This is a genomic window from Streptomyces sp. NPDC014889 (genome assembly GCF_043081205.1).
Lineage (GTDB): Bacteria > Actinomycetota > Actinomycetes > Streptomycetales > Streptomycetaceae > Streptomyces.
The window spans coordinates 73,931-91,773 of sequence record NZ_JBIBWH010000003.1 but is presented as its reverse complement, the minus strand read 5'-3'; the positions used below and the strand labels follow the sequence as shown (position 1 = coordinate 91,773).

The 17,843-nt window shown below is 70.3% G+C and carries 21 protein-coding genes; 3 read left to right on the top strand and 18 right to left on the bottom strand.

Annotation, left to right across the window (positions count from 1 at the left end):
• Nucleotides 1-7: 7 nt before the first annotated feature.
• The 13 genes from ACF09J_RS06500 to ACF09J_RS06440 form a co-directional block, all read right to left on the bottom strand.
• Nucleotides 8-817: an anti-sigma factor family protein gene (locus ACF09J_RS06500; protein ID WP_392304248.1), complete on the bottom strand. Its 810-nt coding sequence runs from the start codon at nt 815-817 to the stop codon at nt 8-10.
• The gene (locus ACF09J_RS06495) at nt 817-1,338 is read right to left on the bottom strand and encodes a sigma-70 family RNA polymerase sigma factor (RefSeq protein ID WP_019056398.1); all 522 of its coding nucleotides are present in this window, start codon (nt 1,336-1,338) and stop codon (nt 817-819) included. The genes ACF09J_RS06500 and ACF09J_RS06495 overlap by 1 nt, the downstream gene beginning before the upstream one ends.
• A 344-nt stretch (nt 1,339-1,682) precedes the next feature.
• Entirely contained in the window at nt 1,683-2,276 is a 594-nt protein-coding gene (locus tag ACF09J_RS06490) for a CGNR zinc finger domain-containing protein (protein ID WP_392304247.1), read from the bottom strand.
• Between the two features lie 132 nt (nt 2,277-2,408).
• A complete protein-coding gene (locus ACF09J_RS06485; RefSeq protein ID WP_392304246.1) occupies nt 2,409-3,104 on the bottom strand; it encodes a hypothetical protein in 696 nt (231 codons plus the stop codon).
• A 62-nt stretch (nt 3,105-3,166) separates the two neighbouring features.
• Nucleotides 3,167-4,198 (bottom strand): hypothetical protein, encoded by a 1,032-nt coding sequence (locus ACF09J_RS06480; protein ID WP_392304245.1) that lies wholly within the window; start codon nt 4,196-4,198, stop codon nt 3,167-3,169.
• Entirely contained in the window at nt 4,186-4,839 is a 654-nt protein-coding gene (locus ACF09J_RS06475; RefSeq protein ID WP_392304244.1) for a hypothetical protein, read from the bottom strand. The genes ACF09J_RS06480 and ACF09J_RS06475 overlap by 13 nt, the downstream gene beginning before the upstream one ends.
• A gap of 140 nt (nt 4,840-4,979) precedes the next feature.
• Entirely contained in the window at nt 4,980-5,882 is a 903-nt protein-coding gene (locus tag ACF09J_RS06470; protein ID WP_392304243.1) for a MauE/DoxX family redox-associated membrane protein, read from the bottom strand.
• A 34-nt stretch (nt 5,883-5,916) separates the two neighbouring features.
• A complete protein-coding gene (locus ACF09J_RS06465; protein ID WP_392304242.1) occupies nt 5,917-6,537 on the bottom strand; it encodes a cell wall protein in 621 nt (206 codons plus the stop codon).
• A 13-nt stretch (nt 6,538-6,550) separates the two neighbouring features.
• Entirely contained in the window at nt 6,551-6,754 is a 204-nt protein-coding gene (locus ACF09J_RS06460; protein WP_392304241.1) for an RlpA-like double-psi beta-barrel domain-containing protein, read from the bottom strand.
• 496 nt (nt 6,755-7,250) lie between these two features.
• On the bottom strand, nt 7,251-8,768 hold the full coding sequence (locus tag ACF09J_RS06455) for an acyltransferase (protein ID WP_392304240.1): 1,518 nt from the start codon (nt 8,766-8,768) through the stop codon (nt 7,251-7,253).
• Entirely contained in the window at nt 8,765-10,993 is a 2,229-nt protein-coding gene (locus ACF09J_RS06450) for a glycosyltransferase (RefSeq protein ID WP_392304239.1), read from the bottom strand. Before ACF09J_RS06450 ends, ACF09J_RS06455 begins: the two co-directional genes overlap by 4 nt.
• Entirely contained in the window at nt 10,993-12,186 is a 1,194-nt protein-coding gene (locus ACF09J_RS06445) for a hypothetical protein (protein ID WP_392304238.1), read from the bottom strand. The genes ACF09J_RS06450 and ACF09J_RS06445 overlap by 1 nt, the downstream gene beginning before the upstream one ends.
• A gap of 315 nt (nt 12,187-12,501) precedes the next feature.
• Nucleotides 12,502-13,503 carry a LysR family transcriptional regulator gene (locus tag ACF09J_RS06440; protein WP_392304237.1) on the bottom strand — a complete coding sequence of 334 codons (1,002 nt, stop codon included), beginning with the start codon at nt 13,501-13,503 and terminating at the stop codon, nt 12,502-12,504.
• A gap of 83 nt (nt 13,504-13,586) precedes the next feature.
• Here ACF09J_RS06440 and ACF09J_RS06435 point away from each other — a divergent pair, with 83 nt between their 5' ends.
• Nucleotides 13,587-14,816 (top strand): MFS transporter, encoded by a 1,230-nt coding sequence (locus tag ACF09J_RS06435; protein ID WP_392304236.1) that lies wholly within the window; start codon nt 13,587-13,589, stop codon nt 14,814-14,816.
• Here the strand turns inward: ACF09J_RS06435 and ACF09J_RS06430 are convergent.
• Together ACF09J_RS06430 and ACF09J_RS06425 are read right to left on the bottom strand one after the other, a co-directional pair.
• Nucleotides 14,787-14,969 (bottom strand): DUF397 domain-containing protein, encoded by a 183-nt coding sequence (locus ACF09J_RS06430; protein WP_392304235.1) that lies wholly within the window; start codon nt 14,967-14,969, stop codon nt 14,787-14,789. The two genes, ACF09J_RS06435 and ACF09J_RS06430, sit on opposite strands and share 30 nt — an antisense overlap.
• Nucleotides 14,966-15,784 carry a helix-turn-helix domain-containing protein gene (locus ACF09J_RS06425; protein WP_392304234.1) on the bottom strand — a complete coding sequence of 273 codons (819 nt, stop codon included), beginning with the start codon at nt 15,782-15,784 and terminating at the stop codon, nt 14,966-14,968. The genes ACF09J_RS06430 and ACF09J_RS06425 overlap by 4 nt, the downstream gene beginning before the upstream one ends.
• Nucleotides 15,785-15,921: 137 nt before the next feature.
• Here ACF09J_RS06425 and ACF09J_RS06420 point away from each other — a divergent pair, with 137 nt between their 5' ends.
• Nucleotides 15,922-16,368 (top strand): ATP-binding protein, encoded by a 447-nt coding sequence (locus ACF09J_RS06420; RefSeq protein WP_392304233.1) that lies wholly within the window; start codon nt 15,922-15,924, stop codon nt 16,366-16,368.
• A 17-nt stretch (nt 16,369-16,385) separates the two neighbouring features.
• On the opposite strand, the gene ACF09J_RS06415 is transcribed toward ACF09J_RS06420, so the two are convergent.
• Both ACF09J_RS06415 and ACF09J_RS06410 read right to left on the bottom strand, forming a co-directional pair.
• Complete coding sequence (locus ACF09J_RS06415) at nt 16,386-16,670, bottom strand: hypothetical protein (RefSeq protein WP_392304232.1); 285 nt, start codon at nt 16,668-16,670, stop codon at nt 16,386-16,388.
• A 78-nt stretch (nt 16,671-16,748) separates the two neighbouring features.
• Nucleotides 16,749-17,399, bottom strand: coding sequence for an RHS repeat-associated core domain-containing protein (locus ACF09J_RS06410; protein ID WP_392304231.1), 651 nt, complete (start codon nt 17,397-17,399; stop codon nt 16,749-16,751).
• On the opposite strand from ACF09J_RS06410, the gene ACF09J_RS06405 reads away from it, so the two are divergent.
• Complete coding sequence (locus tag ACF09J_RS06405) at nt 17,362-17,565, top strand: ATP-binding protein (RefSeq protein ID WP_392304684.1); 204 nt, start codon at nt 17,362-17,364, stop codon at nt 17,563-17,565. The two genes, ACF09J_RS06410 and ACF09J_RS06405, sit on opposite strands and share 38 nt — an antisense overlap.
• 2 nt (nt 17,566-17,567) lie before the next feature.
• On the opposite strand, the gene ACF09J_RS06400 is transcribed toward ACF09J_RS06405, so the two are convergent.
• The gene (locus ACF09J_RS06400; RefSeq protein ID WP_392304230.1) at nt 17,568-17,771 is read right to left on the bottom strand and encodes a hypothetical protein; all 204 of its coding nucleotides are present in this window, start codon (nt 17,769-17,771) and stop codon (nt 17,568-17,570) included.
• Nucleotides 17,772-17,843 lie beyond the last annotated feature (72 nt).

The following is a 17,843-nucleotide window of genomic DNA, read 5'->3' as shown; positions in this document are numbered from 1 at the left end:
GCGGAAGTTAGGAGGGCACCTCGACGAGTTGTTTCCCGTCGAAGGTCATCACCTCGAAGTGATCGATCTGGTTCGGCTCGAGCGCCGCGCCGCCGCGGACGTAGAGGGGGTTCTTGGCCTCTTCCGTCTTGGCGTTCGGGACGCCGTAGCCCCACTCCGGGACGGACCAGGACGTGACCGTCTCACGCTCGCCGTTCTTGCCGACGGCGATGAGCGAGCACTTCTGCGAACCGGTGACGTTGCTCAGTTCGAGAACGGCGTTCGTGCCCCAGTCCTTCTTCTCGACGGCGACCGTCGCGGTGACCTTCGTCGTCGGGTCCGTCGCCGTGACCTTGTCGGGCATCGACGCGAAGGCGGACTGCGCGGGACTCGCGCCCGCCGTGGTGTTGTCTCCGCCGTCCGAGCCGCTCACCGCGAACACGGTCAGCGGGCTGCCGATGATCAGCGCTGCCGCCGCGGCGACCAGGTAGAAGCCGCGCCGGCGCTTCTGGGCGCGGCGCTCGGCGACCTCGTCGACGAGCTTCTCCACCAGGCGCGGGCTGGGCTTGGCCGAAAGGGACTCCCCGACCGCGGGTGTGCCGGAGCCCGGCAGGTCCGCGAGCGCGGCGAACATCGGCTCCATCCCGGCGAGTTCGTCGAGCTGCTGAGCGCACCACTCGCAGCCGGCGAGATGCGCCTCGAAAGCGGTTGCCTCGGTGTCGTCAAGGATCCCGAGGGCGTAGGCGCCGACGGTCTCGTGCTCGTTCGGAGCCGGGGTTCCCTGCATGGCCCCAGACATACCCGCACCACCCGTTCCGAATCCCCCGTACACGCTCATCACGCCGTCACCCCCCGCTCCTCCAGCGCCAGCTTCATCGATCGCAGGGCGTAGAACACCCGCGAGCGGACGGTGCCGCTGGGTATGCCCAGTGTCTCGGCCGCCTCGTTGACGGTACGCCCTTTGAAGTACGTCTCGACGAGCACCTCCCGGTGGGCCGGGGTCAGGTCGTCGAGCGCGTCCGACAGCGTCATCAGCCACAGCGCCTTGTCGATCTCGTCCTCCGCGGGGATGACCTCCAGCGGCGACGGATCGACCTCCTGCGGCCGGGCCTGCCGGCTGCGGTGGCCGTCGATGACGATGCGCCGGGCGACCGTCACCAGCCAGGGGCGTACCGAACCGGTGGCTCGATTGAGCTGACCGGCGTTCTTCCAGGCACGGATGAGCGTCTCCTGCACCACGTCCTCGGCGCGCTGCCGGTCACCGGCCACCAACCGGAGGACATAGGCGAGGAGAGGTCCGGCGTGCTCGCGATAGAGCGCACGCATCAACTCCTCATCAGGTTCCGAGGACTGGGACATGCGATGTCGGGCCCTCGCTCCACGTTCATTGGCCACGGCCGCATCCTTGCGCACGCCCACCTCCGGTGTCCGGGGCTTCCCCCCAGTCGGTCGCTCGCCGACGGGTACGGATCCGGGGGGCGGGGCGTTCAAAACCGGCCGACGGATTTCTGTGGGGTGACATGACGAGGGAGGACATGGACGCACATTCCCCCCGCCCTGCCTTCACATTTCCGACACAGACGCGGGGGTTGGGCGCGCTGCCCGCGTCAGGCGGGAGTCAAACAGAGTGTTACGCAAATCACTTGAACACGGAACACGCACAACCGGCAAACAGGACACGGGACTTACTGATGGAGCTTCCTCTACGTCCTTGAGAGAGCGGCGCGTCGGCGGTGACGGGCCACCCGTTCGCGGTTCCCGCAGACCTCGCTGGAACACCAGCGCCTCCGGCGACCCCGGGACGTGTCCAGGTACACGATCGGGCAGTTGTCGCCCTCGCACTGGCGCAGGCACGCCCGGGCAACCGGATCGGTGAGCAGTTCCACGGCGTCCCGGGCGACGGCCGCGAGCAGGGTGGCGCAGCCGGGTGGGCCCGCCAACTCGCGTACGAGGGCGCCGTCCTCGCCGCGTACGGCGCGGGGTGCGGGCGGCGCCGTACGGGCGATGTCGTTGACGCGGGCGAGCGCGAGGTCGTACGCCCGCGTCTCCTGACCGAGGTAACCGCGCACCAACTCCCTTATGTCCCGCCGCAGTTCCCGGAACCCGGTGAGCCAGGGCGGGTCGGCGTGCGCGAGCGGGCAGCCGGCCGGCACCAGCCCCGCTCCGCTGATCCACGCGCGCAGGGGCGGGAGGGAGTCGAGCCGTTCCGCGGGGTGGGTGGTGGAGAGGAGATCCAGGCAGACCCGCCCGGAGTCGAACCTCAGCTCGTACGGGACCGTGGCCGCAGCCAGTGCCATGTGCCTGTCACCGCCTAGGCTCACCCCGGCAGGCCTCGCCGGGGCATCGTCGGAGGCCGGAAATCCGTTCTCTCCCACAGTGCCCGTCCACGGGCGGGACCGGTAGACCCCGGGCGGCGCGGGGGCGGCTGCCTACTGCGGGGGGTATGACCCATTGCCGTAGGGTCCCTGGCCGTACGGGCCCTGGCTGTAAGGGCCTTGGTCGTAGGGACCCTGCCCGTAAACCCCTTGTCCGTACACCCCCTGCCCATACGGTCCGGCCTGCCATGCCGGCCCCGGCCGGTACCGCACCCTCCCGCGCTCCTCCGTCACCGGCACGAACCCGGCGGCCTGGAGCAGGGCCACGGCCCTGGCGTGGCGCCGTCGCAGGGACAGGAACCCGCCGGCGGAGGCGACCAGGAAGAAGACCCACAGCACCCCGATGACGAGGAGGAAGAGCCCGTCCCCCGGGGCCTGCACCGCGACGTAGGCGCACCCGAAGGTCGCGATCACGCCGACGAGCGCCATGGCTATCTGGTCGCTGTCGCCCGACATGTCGACGTTGATGCGCGCCGTCATCACCTCGAACGCGGCCGGCACGAGCGGCGGCAGCGACACACCGTCCGCGGCGTTCGGATACCGCGCCCAGTTCTGCGCGGCCCGCGCCTGGGCCTGCGGGCTGGGGTCGGGCGCGAGAACCAGCAGCATCTTGTTGTCGCGCACGCGTTCGGCATGCACGTACTCGTACCCGAACTGCTCGGCGAGGCAGGCGAGTCCGGCGGCCTTCGCCACGGACGACTTGCTGAGGCGCAGTTCCACGCGCTGCCCCTGCCGCACCTGCTCGAGCACCTTCCGAACCCGCCACCTGTTCACCGCGGCGCCCCCCTTTTTTTCTGTTGTCCGACTCCTGCTCAGCGGTTCACGGCCTGGATCTCCTGCACCATGACGTCCTGCGTGTCGCCGAAGGTTCCCTCGGGCAGGTCACCGCCCACGTCGCCGGTACCCGTCCAGTGGATCTTCCAGGTGATGGTGGCCCTCAACCGGTACGAACCGTCGCCGGACGACCGCAGGTACTTCACCCCGCAGGGCGGCGTCCGGTCGGCCTTCCCCTTGGCGTACGCCTCACCGATACGGCCGTCGACGATCGCGCAGACTCCCGACGCGGGGTAGACCTCGGCGTCCGCCGTACCGGGATCGATCTTCAACGAGACCGGCTCGGCGGTGGTCGTCGCGTGAATCCCCAGCACCGGCACGGAAGCCGTCACGGAGACCGGCCGGAACCGCGCCCCGTCCAGCCAGGCCCAGGTCGGCAGATTCACCTTGGTCACCCCGGCCGGCGCGAGCGTCACCTCGGTACCGGGGACACGGATCTCGTTGTAGGCGAGTTCGGCGAGGATCCGTGGGGTCACGGCGTTCTCGATGTTCGCGGGTGGAGCGGCGTCCTGGTCGACCCAGAAGATCGGCTCTTCGCACTTGTCCCAGCCCGGCGGGAAGTCCTTGTTGACGTACGAGTCCCACCAGTAGCCCTTGCCGGCCTTGTCCTTGTTGAAGTCCTTGTACGGGTGGCCGTCGACGTACCGGTCGCGCTGCTTGGCGTCCCACTCGTACCCGGTGGACTCGGCCTCCCAGATCGGCTCCAGGTACTTCTGCAGTTGCTCCGGCGTGTACTTCGGGGCATACCAGCAGGCAGGCGGAGTCCACGCCGAAACCGGCGCGACCGGTCCGGCGGAGCGGCCGGTGCCGTTCTTGGAACGATCGAACACGATGCCACCGACCGTCGCGGAAATCGTGTCGCCGTCGGCACCACCCGAAGCGGTGGGGTCGCTCTCGCCATTGGCGCTGCCGCCATGGCCGTAGCCCGCCCATGCCGGTGCCGGGCAAAGCAACAGTGCGGCTGCGGCGGAGACAACGCCTGCGCGTCGCAGATTGCTCAGGGCTGACATACGGAGCTCCCCCGCTGCGACATCAGCTTCTCAGTGACCCAGATGCCTTGCTTGTTGACCCGCAGTCGGCTGCTGTAGAGGACGTAGTCGTCCTTCGACTGCGGGGTCACCTCCGTCTTTCCGGTTTTCAGGCTCTTGTTGTACGCCTTGTTCTGGTCCTCGCAGTAGACGAGGCTGGCCGTTCCACCGTCGTTGACCTGGACCTTGGCGGCGTAGTACCGCTTGGCGCCGGTGATCCGGTCCTTGTAGTCCACGAACTCCTGGATGAACTTCTGGCTTCCCGCCGCCGCCTCGCCTTCTGAGTAGAAGCGATACCCCTTGTCGAGCGGCTTCTGTTCGGCGATCGCCATGTCCACGGCCTTGATGAACTGCTGGCTGTCGTAGAGGACGGCGTCCTTGGCCTTGTCGCCCGTCTTGGGCCACTCGAAGGTGTAGGTGAGATCCGGCGGCAACGCGATCTCCGGTCGCCCTGCTGTCGCCGACGGAGTCGGGGACGCCGACGGCTCCGTCTCCGTGTCCGCGCCTGCGATCTTGTCGTTGGCCTTCGAGTCGCCGTCTCCCCCGCCGCAACCGGCGAGGAGCAGCGCGGCCGCCGTGCCGGCGACGGCTGTGGTGAGCAGGCGAGTTGAGCGGCGGATCACAGCAGACTCCCGGTGAGGCAGGTGGGCAGGACAAACAGCCGACACGCTACCGAGACCACCCGCACTCACACCAGCGCGAGGCGGACGGCTCACCGCCCCCGCGTGGGGGGCGGGGGCGGCGAGCCGTGGGGGGTGGTCCGTCAGCCGAGGGTTGGCAGGGCCCTGCGGGGTGGGACCGCGTGCAGCAGGTCCGCGGCCAGCGGCTCGGCTGTGTTCGCGTCGATGAAGCTGACGCGGACCGCCGGGTCGCCGGGGGTGTCCCGGCTTGCCGTGGCGTCCAGGGCGAAGACCACTGACACCGGGCGGGCGTTCTCCCCCGTGCCGTACACACCCGAGTACAGGAGGATCCGCCAGCCGTCCTCCTCCCAGTGGTCCAGAAGACCCGACCGGACCACCGGGAAGGCGGTCTGCCAGGCGAGGGAGTTCTCCAGCAGTTCCACGCTGGCGGCGACCGGCACCCGGTCCCCCGGCTCGCTGCCGAAGAGCGGATGCCCGAAGACACGCAGCCTCAGCCGGCGCAGCGGCAGCAGCCACCACCGGTCGAGATCGACCGACAGTGCCACCAGGACGGCCGCCGCCACGGTCACGAACACCAGTGAGCCACCGGGCCGTTCGGTGAGCGTGGACCACCAGGAGACGTGCGCCACCGCCGCCGTCGCACCGCCCACGAGCACCAGCGCGGCGCGCACGAACGCGCGCCAGGTGATCGGGGTGTCCTCGTTCGCCGTACAGCCGCAGGAGGACTCCGGCGCCAGCGCCCGGCCGTAGCCGAGATAGCCGAGGAACCCGGCCCCGAGGACCGCCGTGGCCGCGCCCGGCACCGGGTTGGCCGGTACGGCCAACAGCCCTGCCGCGAGCAGGAGTTCCACGGCGCCGGTGCCGCGCAGCACCAGCGCCGCCCGCTCGCTGCTGCGCAGCATCCGGGCCAGCGCCGTCTTCGGCGCCTGGCGCACGGTGTCCCGGTCGAAAAGCTTGACCGAGCCGGTCCACCCCAGCAGTCCCGCAAGGACCAGCGGTACGAGGCCCGTTGTCAGTGAGAGCATCCTTCCCTCCCCTTCTCCTCCTCCGATCCGGCCGTCAGTGCCCGACGGAGATACGGACGACGTCCACCGAGTTGTCGGACGGCCGCCAGGCCCCGAGCACCTGGGCGCTCTGCCCGATCCGCAGCCGGGACAGGTCCGAGGTGAGCGCACGGCCCGCGTACGAGGCGTTCGTCGTGTCCTGGTGGACGTGGCCGACGATCTCGTGCTGCCCGTGGGAGAGGTGCACCCGGCTCTTCGCGATGCCGCGGATCGTGGTGTCGAGGTTCACGATGTTCACCCACACCGCGTCGGCCGCGACGGTGCCGTCCGGCATCGGAACGCCCCGCGCGTACAGCCCGTCTCCGATCTCGATGTCGGCGGCGGTGGTCGGGCGGACCTTCCAGACGCTGGTGACGTTGGTCATCTGTACCCGCGAGTGGTCGCCGTAGGATCCCGCGACCTCCAGGACACTGCCGGTGATGCCGGTGATCCGGCCCTCCACGAAGGCCGACTTGGGGATCGCCGGGTCGAGCGACGGCTCGGCGGCGAAGGCCGCGTCGGCGTCGAAGCCGCCGAGGGCGGACGCGCCGACGATGGTGGCGCCGCTGAGCGCGGCCGTGGTGAGGAAGCGCCGGCGGCCCAGGCCGCCGCCGTCGCCCTTGTGACGGTAGGTCATGACGAACTCCCCCTCACTCGTAGATGTAGACCGGCAGCTTGCCGGAGCTGAGGTTGCCGATCGCCGAGAAGGCGGCCGGGGTCAGGTCGAGGACGCGGTTGGTGCGGCAGGCGCCGTTGCAGCAGGCGGCCTCGCCGCACCAGTCCTTGGTGCGCGGTCCGCAGTCGGTGATCGTGATGCAGACGGTGGCGCCGGAGCACTGGTGCCTGATGTTCATCACCGCACCGCAGCCCCGTCTGGGGATGTTCTCGCCGCACAGGTCGGGCCGGGTGATGTTCCAGCATGCCTGTGACGCGTTGGGCCAGGCGCCGTGATTCGCGCTGGACCGGCAGTTCCCGCAGGCGCCGCCGCCCGCACTGCCGCACGGACCCCAGGAGGATCCGCAACAGAACCAGCTCGTTTCACCGGCCCATAGGCTGGTCGATCCGCAAGCCATCGTGCCGTCTCCCTTTGTCGCTGAATGACGCGCGTGCACGGGCGTGCATGACACGTCGAACTTGACGCGTGCATGACAATTTCAGTGCGAGGGTTGTGCGCACAAAGCATCCCCATGATGCGCCCGTCTACGCGCGTTGGCCAGAGCCCTGCGGCACTCCGGCGACTCCCCGCCGGGCAAAAGGACGGTGCCCCGCGCCCAGAGGACGCGGGGCACCCGGCCCAGCGGATCCGGCCCGGCGGGCCCGGCCCAGCGGATCCGGCCCGGCGGGCCCGGCTCAGTGAGCCCTGGCCGCCCGCTTCTTCTTCGCCCCGTTCGGCCACAGCCGTGGCTTGCGCTTCGCCGCCAGGTCCTCGACCCAGCCGACGGAGAGTATCGCCAGCCCTATCAGCGGCCAGACGAGCACGAACTGCCAGAAGAGTTCCGTCGAGTCCAGCCACGAGGAGGCCCTGTCGCTCTGCATGAAGGGCAGGTCGTAGGCCCGGTCGAGGATCGGCACCGTCGCCATGATGAGCAGGTTGTGCCAGAGGTAGATCGTCACCGCCCGGTTGTTGGAGAGGGTGATGAGCTTGTCCCACTTGGCCAGCCGGCCCGGCAGCGTCTGCCACGACGGGGAGTACTGCAAGAGGATCACCACGATGCCGAACGACCACGTCGCCTGCGCGAGCGGGATGTCGTTCAGGTCCCAGCCGTCCGGGCCGAGGTGTCCGGACGCCCACCACAGGCCGAACGCCATCGTCGCGGCCGCGCCGGACACCGCCGCATAGCGCGGGATCTGCTTCAGCATGCCGTTGTGGTGGGCGAAGCCGAGCACCCAGCAGCCGCCGTACACGGCGAAGTCCTCGACCGCGTTGCCCAACTCGCCGGGGATGGTGACCAGTCCGGTGCCGACCACCGCGGTGAGCGCCAGCGGGAACAGCAGGGTCGCCCACGGTACCCGGCGGAACGCCCACAGCAGCAGCGGGGACGCGACCACGAACCACAGATAGGCCCGCAGGTACCACAGCGGACCCGCCGCCTGGTCCGCCCAGCTGTTCTCCAGCCACCCGGACTCGGAGCCGATGCTCAGGGGGTAGGGCGGGGCGCCGACCGGCACGAGGTAGTTGAACACGCTGAGCGGGCCCCAGAAGCGGCCCCCGAGGTCCGGGTCCTTCGCCGGACTCCAGCCCTGCAGGAACAGCAGGCCGAGCATCAGCGCGCTGAACACCCACAGCGGGGGCAGCAGCCTGCGCACCCTGCTCTTGATCACGGACACGGCGGGACGGTTGAGCGAACGCGCCATCAGCGAGCCCGCCAGCGCGAACATCACGCCCATGGACGGGAAGAGGACCGACAGCCAGGCCCAGCCGAAGAGGTGGTACGCCACCACACGCACCAGGGCGATGGAGCGCAGCAGGTCCAGGTAGCGGTCACGGCCGGGGACCGCCGGCTTCTTCTCCGCGCCGGCCGCGTCGGCCCCACCGGTCGGGCCGGTCGGGCCGGTCGTGTCGGCAAAGTCGGTCGTGTCCGCCGGGACCGTCCCGCTCACCGCGTCCGCCGTCTTCTGGGCGGGGATCCGCCCCGCGCCCGCACGGTCGTACGGCCACTCGGCCGGGGTCCCGGCCGAGTGGCCGTACGGGTGTCCGACCGCGGCGCCGGCCGTCGTCCCCGTCGTGTCCCCGTACGGCCAGTTCCCCGGGGCCGGCCCCGAGCCGGCGGGTGCCGGGGAGCCGTACACGGGCTCCGGGCCCGGAGACGTCCCCTGCATGCCCGGCGGCGGTGTGCCGTCCGCCCGCCCGTACTCGTGTGCCGTCATCCGACGGGCCTCCGTTCACTGCCGCTGTCCGCCGTGCGCTGTTGCGGGATCGAACCCGGCGCCTCCACCACGCCGGTGCGCCGCAGCTTCTGCCAGCGCAGCCGGCCGCCGGTGAGCGCCGTCATCCAGGACCGGAGCAGGACCACGTACATCAGTTGCCGATAGAGGATCTGCTGGAGCGGCAGCGAGACGAGGTGGCTCATCCGCTCGCGGTCCAGCCGGAAGGCGTACGCCGCGCAGATCGCCTGCACCGCCAGTACGCCGAGCCAGGCGCCGACGGTCTTCTCCGTCGGGCCGAACACCAGCCCGTACAGCAGGAAGACGTCGATCAACGGGGCCAGCAGCGGGGCCACCACCATGAACAGGGAGACGAACGGCAGTCCGACGCGGCCGAAGCGGCCCGAGGGGCCCCGCTCCACGACGGCCCGGCGGTGCTTCCAGATCGCCTGCATGGTGCCGTACGACCAGCGGTAGCGCTGGGACCAGAGCTGCTGCACGGACTCCGGGGCCTCGGTCCAGGCGCGGGCGTTCTCCGCGTACACCACCCGCCAGCCGTCGCGGTGCAGCGCCATGGTGACGTCGGTGTCCTCGGCGAGCGTGTCCTCGCTCATGCCGCCGACCCGTTCGAGCGCGGTGCGCCGGAAGGCGCCGACGGCTCCGGGGATCGTCGGCATGCAGCCGAGGATGTCGTACATCCGGCGGTCGAGGTTGAAGCCCATCACGTACTCGATGTGCTGCCAGGCCCCGATGAGCGAGTCCTTGTTGCCGACCTTGGCGTTGCCGGCGACCGCGCCGACCTTCGGGTCGGCGAAGGGCTGCACCAGCTCGCGGATCGTGGACGGCTCGAACACGGTGTCGCCGTCCATCATCACGATGATGTCGTAACGGGCGTTGGCCAGGCCCCGGTTGAGCGCGGCCGGCTTGCCCGCGTTGAGCTGCCGGACGACCCGCACGCCCGGCAGGTTCAGGTTCTCGACGATGCGCGCGGTGCCGTCGCTGGAGCCGTCGTCGATGACGAGCACCTCGATGGGGTGGTCGCTCGCGACGAGTGAACGCACCGTGTTCTCGATGCACTTGGCCTCGTTGTACGCCGGAACGAGAACCGACACCGGCCGGGTGATCGGCGCCTCGGGGCCCCAGCAGAAGTTCTTCTTGCGCACCCGGCGGGCGTGCGCCCCGGAGAGCAGGAGCATCAGGCCGAAGCGGACGAGGACGAGGGTGCCGATGACGGCGAGGCCGACGACCAGCACTCCGGTGAGTTCGTCCGAGGCCTGGACCAGGAAGATCCAGGCCCGGCCCTTCCACAGCTCGGCGCCGGTGACCGGGGTGTGCGCGCTGGGCGCGCCGAGGGCCTCGGTGAGGTTCTGGAACTTGTAGCCCTTGGCCTGGAGTTCGGGCAGGAACCTGTCGAGCGCCTCGACGGTCTGGTGCCGGTCGCCACCGGAGTCGTGCATCAGGACGATGGCGCCGTCGCCGTGCTTCGGGGTGGCCCTGCGGATGATCTCGTCGACGCCCGGCTTCTGCCAGTCCTCACTGTCGGTGTTGTTGAGGACCGTGAGGTAGCCGCGGGAGCCGACATACTGGGTGACCGGCCAGGAGGCGTTGTCCATCGCCTCGGCGAAGGACGAGTACGGCGGCCGGAACAGCGACGTGCGGATGCCGGCGGCGCCCTCCAGGGCCATCTGGTTCTGGGAGAGCTGCCAGTCGATGCCGCTGGGCGACTTGTAGGACAGGTCGGGGTGGTTGAAGGTGTGCAGCCCGATCTCGTGTCCCTCGCGCACGATGCGCTGGACCAGGTCCGGGTACTGCGAGGCCATGGTGCCGGTGATGAAGAACACCGCGTGCGCGTTGTGCTGCTTGAGCACGTCGAGCACCTTGGGGGTCCACGTGGGGTCCGGACCGTCGTCGAAGGTGAGGACGAGCCGGTGCCTGGGCACGCTCAGGCTGGCGGTCTTGCCGCCGCGGGTGTCGATGACCGGGCCGCCCTCGAGGATCTTCTCGGGCACCTTGTCGTACGCGGCCTCGGGCCGGATGCGGTAGTCGGCGAGGATCTCGCTGTGCACGTAGCCGCGCAGCATCAGCATCGCGGTCATCGCGACCAGCAGCATGACGGGGAGCACCCAGCGCATGGGCAGCCGGCGGCGTCTCAGATTGACGTGGGCCGGGGCACGCCGGGATCGCCCGTCGCCTCTGGTGGAGCGGCGACGGTTGGAACGGGAGGCCATCAGAGGACGTTCTCCGGAGAGTGGACGGATGTGGCGCCGGGCCGGTCGGTGGCGGCCGGGACGGTGGAGGCGACGGGGTGCGCCGTGGCGGCTCCCCCGGCGCTGTTGTTGGTGGTGGCGGTGCCGTTGCCGCCGGGGTCCGGACTGCCGGAGCCGGTCGGCTTCGTGTCGGGCGGCGTCTTCGTGTCCGGCGGCGTCTTCGTGTCCGGCGGCGAGTCGTTGCCGCCGGGTTCGGCGGGCGTGGACGGACCGTCCGTGGCCTTCTTCGTATTCGACACGGAAGGCGCGGGCTTGCTCGGCGCGGCGGGCGTGCCGGCGGGCACGACCGGGGCGCCCGGTGCGGCGGTGGATCCCGCGGGCGCGTTCACACCGGCGCTCGGGACGACGGGGGCGGAGGGGTCGGTGCCGGCCTCGGGCTCCGTGCCGGCGTCCGCGGACGGGCTGGCGGACTCCGACGGCTTCGGGGACTCCTCGACCTTGCTCGCCGGCTGGTCGTCGGCGCCCGGGACGGGGACCGGCACCCAGGGGGCGGAGGCGTTGCCGGACAGCAGGGTGACGACGATGACGACCGCGTAGACCGCGCAGGCGAGGCCGATCGCCATGCCGAGCCGGCGGAAGCGGCGGCTGCGGCGGCCCGACTCGTCGACGAAGACGGGCCGGTCGGCCTCCTTGCCGGCGGGGCCGGCCGATCCGAGGGTGCCACCCGGCCGCAGGCTCACGGCGTCGAGCTGCACGGTGACCTCGTGCGGGTCGTGGGTCTCCCACGGGTCCTCGACCTGGACGCGCAGGGGACCGGCCCCTGCCCGGCCCCCGCCGGGTGCTGTGGCGTTCGGCGTTCCGGGCAGCATCTGGGTCTCCGCCGCGGCCGCGGGTCCGGGGAGCATCTGCGTCTCGGCGGCGGCCGAACCGGGCAGGAACCGCGTCTCGGCGGCCGACGGGTCGGCCGTCATCCAGGAGTCCGCCATATGCCCCGATCCAGGCAGCAGCCGCGTCTCAGCCCCGTGGGCCGGCTCGGCGGGGTGGCCCTTGTCGAACCAGGAGCCCGCGTCCGGGACGCGGTGCTCGCCGGCGCCCTGCGGGTGTCTCTGCCCGCCGCCGACGCCGCCCGCACCTCCAGGACCGGTCGCCGGCCAGGCCGCCGCCCGCCCGGCGGTATCCGGCCACATGCCCTGGTCACCGGGTTCAGGCGCCACTCCCGAGGGGTGGCCTGATTCCGGTTCCGGGCCGAGGGCGTCGCCGGATATGAACGACTCGCTCGGGTCCGCGGCCCCACCCCTCCCCAGGCCGCCCCCGGATGAATATCCGGAGCCGCTCGGTTGGGCGTGATCTGGCCATTTGTCGACGCGCACGTGCTTCCCCCCCAGGGGCATGACTTCCAGGTAGGCGTACGAATCCGGGCCTACGTACTGTCGTCGGGCCAGGACCCCCACCCGGCCCGAGCGCCCCCTTTACCACGGTGCACCCGGGTCCCGAATGTATCGCATGTGGCCATGCCATGGAGATGGGTCTCAGATGTGTGCACCCATCACCACCGCGTCCATGGCCGGAATCCATCCCTCCACCGGCCTGCGCAACCATCCTTCCTCGTGCGCCAGTTCGGCGGCAGAACACCTGAGCGCATCCAATCCGGGATGAATCAGGCCTTTGCGCCACACCAGTGATACCGGGGACAACGGAACGGGTTCGACAAGAGGCCGAAGAACCGTCCGGGGCATCGCCGGAAAGTCGACCACGGCGAGAATCGGATTCCGGTACTTGGCCATGATCCGACGGAACTCGGCCACACCGATCGCGAGCGGAGCGGGTGGTGCGATGCCGATGCCGCGCCCCTCGAACAGCTCACGCGCGAGATCGGTCCACTCCGGCGTGCGCGGATTGCCCGCCCCCGCGTACACGGTTTCCCCGGCCAGGGCGTCGAGCGGCACCTGCTCCAGGTCCGCGAGCCGATGCCCCTCGGGCAGGATGACGGCCATGGGCTCGTACCTCACGGGCTGGTGCAGCAGTCCCCGCCGGACCGCGGGGTCGAGCCCGGCGAACCGTCCGAACGACGCGTCGAGCCGGCCGGCCAGTATCTCGGCGGCGGCCCCGGTCAGGCCGCTCTCGAAGCGGGTCATCAGTTCCAGGTGCGGGACCCGGGACCGGGCCCGGTCGAGGACCCGCTCTCCGAACAGACCCGGGCTGTTGACGTCGACGAGCAGCGGTCGCTCCGGCTCGCCCCGGCCGAAGGCGTCGAGCAGCGCGCGCTGCGCCTCCAGCACCCGGCGGGCGTACGGCAGCAGCCGGGTGCCCTCCGCGGTCAACGTCACCTGCCGCGTCGTCCGTACGAACAACTGGGCGCCCAACTCCCGTTCCAGCCGCCGGATGTCCCGGCTGAGGGCCTGCTGGGCGACGTACAGCCGCGCGGCGGCGCGGGTGAAGTGCAGTTCCTCGGAGACGGCGACGAAGGCGCGCAGCAGGCGGGGGGCGATCTCCTCGGCCGGCAGGGACGGCGGTCCGGGTTGGGCAGGCATCGGCCGAACTTACAACGCTGGTGCGTCAATCGCATCCGATCAGGTGTTGGACCGCAGGTCGGTGCGGGGGCGACGGTGACGGCATGCCGAAACCTCCCGCCCCGGCCGCCGCCGTGGAAGGCCGTACTTCCCTCCTCGCCCCCTACCGCCGCCTGTTCGCCCTCTCCGGCACCCGTGCCTTCACCGCCGGGAACCTGATAGCCCGGCTGCCGTCGGGCATGTTCGGCGTGAGCGCGGTCGTCATGATCGCCGGTGCGCGCGGCTCGTACGCGCTGGCCGGCGCCGTCACCGCGACCGGCCTCGCGGCGACCGCGGTGACCGCCCCCTGGGTCGCCCGGCTGGTGGACCGCTACGGACAGGCCCGGATCGCCGTGCCCGCCACCGTCTGCGCGGTCCTGGGCAGCCTCGCCCTCCTGCTCTGCGTCCGCTACGACACCCCCGACTGGACCCTGTTCGCCGCGTACGCCGCCACCGCGACCACCCCCAACACCGGCGGCATGTCCCGCGCCCGCTGGGCGCATCTGCTGAAGTCCGCCCCCGAGGCCCTGCACACCGCCAACTCCTTCGAACAGGCCGCGGACGAGCTGTGCTTCATGCTCGGCCCGGTCCTCGCGGCCTTCCTCACCGGCACGTTCTTCCCGGAGGCCGGCACGCTGGTCGGCGCCGTACTGCTGCTGACCGGCATCCTCCTGTTCGCCGCGCAGCGCTCGACCGAGCCGCCGCCGAGTCCCCGCACGCCCGCGCGGGCTCCCCTGCGCGCCCCCGGAATGCCGGCCCAGCTCGCCGTGTGCCTCGCCATGGGCGCGGTGTTCGGCGCGATGGAGGTCGTCACCGTGGCGTTCGCGGACGAGCGGGGCCATCGGTCGGTGGCGGGTGTGGCGCTGGGCCTCCAGGCGGCCGGTTCCTGTGTGGCCGGGCTGATGTACGGCTCCTTGAGACCGGCGGGCCCGGCCGGACGGCGGCTGCCGTGGTGCGTGGCGGCGATGACGGCCCTCATGACCCTGCCGCTGCTGGCCGCCGCCCTGACCGGCTCCCTGCTCGCGCTGTCCGCGGCACTGCTCGTCGCCGGTACGGCGACGGCGCCCACCATGGTCACCAACATGACCCTGGTCCAGCAGCGCTCCCCCGAGGGCCGCCTCAACGAGGGCATGACGCTCGCGGTGACCGGCCTGCTCGGGGGCATCGCCTGCGGCAGCGCGACCGGCGGCTGGACGGTCGAACACGTCTCGGCGACGGCGGGTTACGCGGTCCCGGTGACGGCGGCGGCGGTCGCGCTGCTGATCTCAGTGAGCGGCGTACGCGACGAACTCTGACCAGGCGTCGGCGTCCACGGCGAGGCGGGGGCTGTCGGCGTCGAGTTTGGAGTCCCGGACGTGGACGGTGCGGGGGGAGGCGGCGACTTCGAGGCAGGCGCCGCCTGAGGAATCGCTGTAGCTGGACTTGAACCAAGACAGCTGCTCGCTCATAGCTCCTCCGCCAACTTCTCGATGTACCGGGCCGACTCGTCAACGCTAAGCGCCTGCGAGCGGATCATGCCATAGCGTTGTGCGAGCGCGCTGATCTTGGTTCCGTCCGCGTACAACGCCCCTGTCTCCTGGCCTTCCACATGTGCGTACACATCATGCTCGGCAGTCTCGACAAGAATGAGGGCTCCGCTGAGCGCCACAGTGGGAGCCAGCGCGAACGGCAGCACCTGGAGCGTCAGGTTGCGCAGTCCGCCGACTTCCAGCAGGTGCTCAAGCTGCCTTCGCATGACGGCCCTGTCACCGATCACCGCCTTCAAAGCAGCCTCATGCATGACGAAGGTGAACTGCGCAAGCGGCTTGCTGACCAGCTTTTCCTGCCGTTTGAGCCGGGCAGTTACGCGCTCCTCCACAGTCTCCTCGTCCAGCGGCGGGCAGTCACTGCCGATCAACTGGCGTGCATACTCCTCGACCTGCAACAGACCGGGGATCAACAGGGGCTCGTACCACTGCACTGTGATGGCCTCGGCCTCCAACGCCACGTACTGCTGTGTACGCTGCGGGAACGGCTCAGGCTTCAGGAACTCATGCGCGGCGACCAACTTCCCACCCGCCCGGCACAGTTGATCAGCGACTTGCAAAAACCTCAGCGTCGGCCGACGGCGTCCGCATTCCATCGACTTGACGTACTCGTAGTCGTAACCGGCCTCTTCGGCCAGGGCCTGCCGGGTGACCTGGGCCTCCTCCCGCCAGAGCTTGATCTGCGCACCGCAGTAACGCCAGTTCTGCTGCGCCTGCTGGGAGTCCCCCGTAACCACGCGCCCTCACCCGCCTCCCGCCGCCGCACCGTGTACAGCCACGCTGCGTACCCGACCCGATACTTCCGAGGCTAGGCACAGGCCAGCAGCATTTTCCCGCCGAACGACGGAGAATCACACGCAAGGAACCAGCCCGTATGCCGACACCGCACCGCTCACCCACCGCGCTCCCCCAGGACATCGAGTTCCGCTTCCCCCGCGACGCGCGGAGCGTGGGCCGGGCCAGGCTGCTCCTGCGCGAACAGGCGACGTCGTGGAAGCTGCCCGACGAGGTGACGGAGACGGCGGTGCTCCTGCTCAGCGAGCTGATGACGAACGCCTACCGCCATGCGAAGGCGCCCGGAAGGGAGATCCGGGCGCGCTGCGTACTGACCGAGGAGGGCCGCCTGCGCGTCTCGGTCACGGACGCGAACGGCACGCTGCCGACGGCCCGCGAGGCGTCACCGGAGGACGAGTCGGGCCGGGGCCTGGCGCTGGTGGAGACACTGGCGCACGACTGGGGCGCGGAACCTCGCCAGGGCGGCATCGGCAAGACGGTGTGGTTCGAACTCGCCCGGGACCCGCAAGCACAGGCAGAGTTGTGACGTCACTACCGGTCCGATCAGCCCTGACGGCGCCGCTTTCCGTTCGATCGGAAACTCTTGCCCCCAGGACGCCAGATCCCGGATATCCACAGGCCGTCCAGCACTCCTCCGACGGCGATGAGCAGGAAAGGAATTCCGTACCAATTCCAGTCGGAATTTCCGGAGAGCAGCCCAACCGCCACGGCGGCCAGCAATCCGGTCGGCAAGATCCATTTGTAGCGCCACGGTTGACCCGCGCGCGCAAACGCCGCAGCAAATGCTGCCAACGCCAGAAAAGTCAGGCCCCAGTCTTCCGTTTCCACCGGTGTACTCCTTCTGGGGGCTCACCGGGGTGGTGAAGGGGAATCACCCCCCGGCTCGAGCAGGAACAGCGGCTCAGCTCAGTGGGACTTACCAGCCGTTGTCATAGGCTCTGTATCCGTAGTAGGCCTGGACTCCGGTACGGAAAGAAGAGCGAGCCGGATGGCGACGCCACGCCGACCCGAGGGCTGGTGATCACCTTGGGACGCGAGGCCCGATACCGACCATGCGCACGATGGCTCGGAAGCCTGCGGACGGGACGGTATTTGTAAGCTCCCCGGATTCCCCGGAACCGGGTACCCACGGCCGTTCCATGCCGTGCTCGCCGCCAGGGCGGCTCCGGCCGCTACGCCGCACAGACCAGCCGTCGCCACCAAACAGGCCCCGACAGCGACGAAGTCTGTGATGGTCGACGCCCTTCGCAACGTTTTACGCCAGCTCCACTTGCCGTCCAGATCAAAGCGGTTCAGCGGGCCGGCGTGGGCGTAGTCGTACGCGTTGGCATTGCCGCCGTAGACCGCGTCGGCGGAGAGGAAACGGCCGGTCTGGGGGTTGTAGAGGCGTACGCCCATCAGGACCACGCCGGTCAGAGTCTCCGAAGAGCGCTGCTTGGCGCCGAGCCAGTTGTAGCGTGTGGGCTCCAGGCCGGGGCGCGAGTTGCCGTACTCGTCCGATTCCAGGGCGACTGGCGCCTTGCCCGCGTCCAGCGGGAGCTGGAGTGCGAACGGCACGCTGCCGACGGCCCGCGAGGCGTCACCGGAGGACGAGTCGGGCCGGGGCCTGGCGCTGGTGGAGACACTGGCGAACGACTGGGGCGCGGAACCCCGCCAGGGCGGCATCGGCAAGACGGTGTGGTTCGAACTCGCCCGGGACCCGCACGCACAGACAGAGATGTGATGTCACTGCTGGTCCCCCCGGATGCCTTCACGGACGAACCAGATCGCCACCAGGGAACCCAGCATGGCCGGCAGGAACCATACGAGCGTCCACAGCCCACCGATCACCAAGCCCACCACGGCCGATCCGTGAACCAGAACGGCCAGGGCGCAAACCCCGATCATCTCGGCCCGCGCGCGCCCCGCCTTGCTCAGCCGCCCCGCCATTGAAACCGTGCACTCCCCAACTACTGCGCACGCCTGCCGCGCCGTGCCCGAGCGGCGGCGGGCGCGCATCGG

What these genes read in the sequence shown, in the direction of transcription:
- ACF09J_RS06470 (WP_392304243.1), bottom strand. Translation starts at nt 5,882, where the DNA reads ATGCTCTCACTGACAACGGGCCTCGTACCGCTGGTCCTTGCGGGACTG.
- ACF09J_RS06420 (WP_392304233.1), top strand. Translation starts at nt 15,922, where the DNA reads ATGCCGACACCGCACCGCTCACCCACCGCGCTCCCCCAGGACATCGAG.
- ACF09J_RS06500 (WP_392304248.1), bottom strand. Translation starts at nt 817, where the DNA reads ATGAGCGTGTACGGGGGATTCGGAACGGGTGGTGCGGGTATGTCTGGG.
- ACF09J_RS06480 (WP_392304245.1), bottom strand. Translation starts at nt 4,198, where the DNA reads ATGTCAGCCCTGAGCAATCTGCGACGCGCAGGCGTTGTCTCCGCCGCA.
- ACF09J_RS06430 (WP_392304235.1), bottom strand. Translation starts at nt 14,969, where the DNA reads ATGAGCGAGCAGCTGTCTTGGTTCAAGTCCAGCTACAGCGATTCCTCA.
- ACF09J_RS06460 (WP_392304241.1), bottom strand. Translation starts at nt 6,754, where the DNA reads ATGAACATCAGGCACCAGTGCTCCGGCGCCACCGTCTGCATCACGATC.
- ACF09J_RS06400 (WP_392304230.1), bottom strand. Translation starts at nt 17,771, where the DNA reads ATGGCGGGGCGGCTGAGCAAGGCGGGGCGCGCGCGGGCCGAGATGATC.
- ACF09J_RS06490 (WP_392304247.1), bottom strand. Translation starts at nt 2,276, where the DNA reads ATGGCACTGGCTGCGGCCACGGTCCCGTACGAGCTGAGGTTCGACTCC.
- ACF09J_RS06495 (WP_019056398.1), bottom strand. Translation starts at nt 1,338, where the DNA reads ATGTCCCAGTCCTCGGAACCTGATGAGGAGTTGATGCGTGCGCTCTAT.
- ACF09J_RS06440 (WP_392304237.1), bottom strand. Translation starts at nt 13,503, where the DNA reads ATGCCTGCCCAACCCGGACCGCCGTCCCTGCCGGCCGAGGAGATCGCC.
- ACF09J_RS06465 (WP_392304242.1), bottom strand. Translation starts at nt 6,537, where the DNA reads ATGACCTACCGTCACAAGGGCGACGGCGGCGGCCTGGGCCGCCGGCGC.
- ACF09J_RS06450 (WP_392304239.1), bottom strand. Translation starts at nt 10,993, where the DNA reads ATGGCCTCCCGTTCCAACCGTCGCCGCTCCACCAGAGGCGACGGGCGA.
- ACF09J_RS06455 (WP_392304240.1), bottom strand. Translation starts at nt 8,768, where the DNA reads ATGACGGCACACGAGTACGGGCGGGCGGACGGCACACCGCCGCCGGGC.
- ACF09J_RS06435 (WP_392304236.1), top strand. Translation starts at nt 13,587, where the DNA reads ATGCCGAAACCTCCCGCCCCGGCCGCCGCCGTGGAAGGCCGTACTTCC.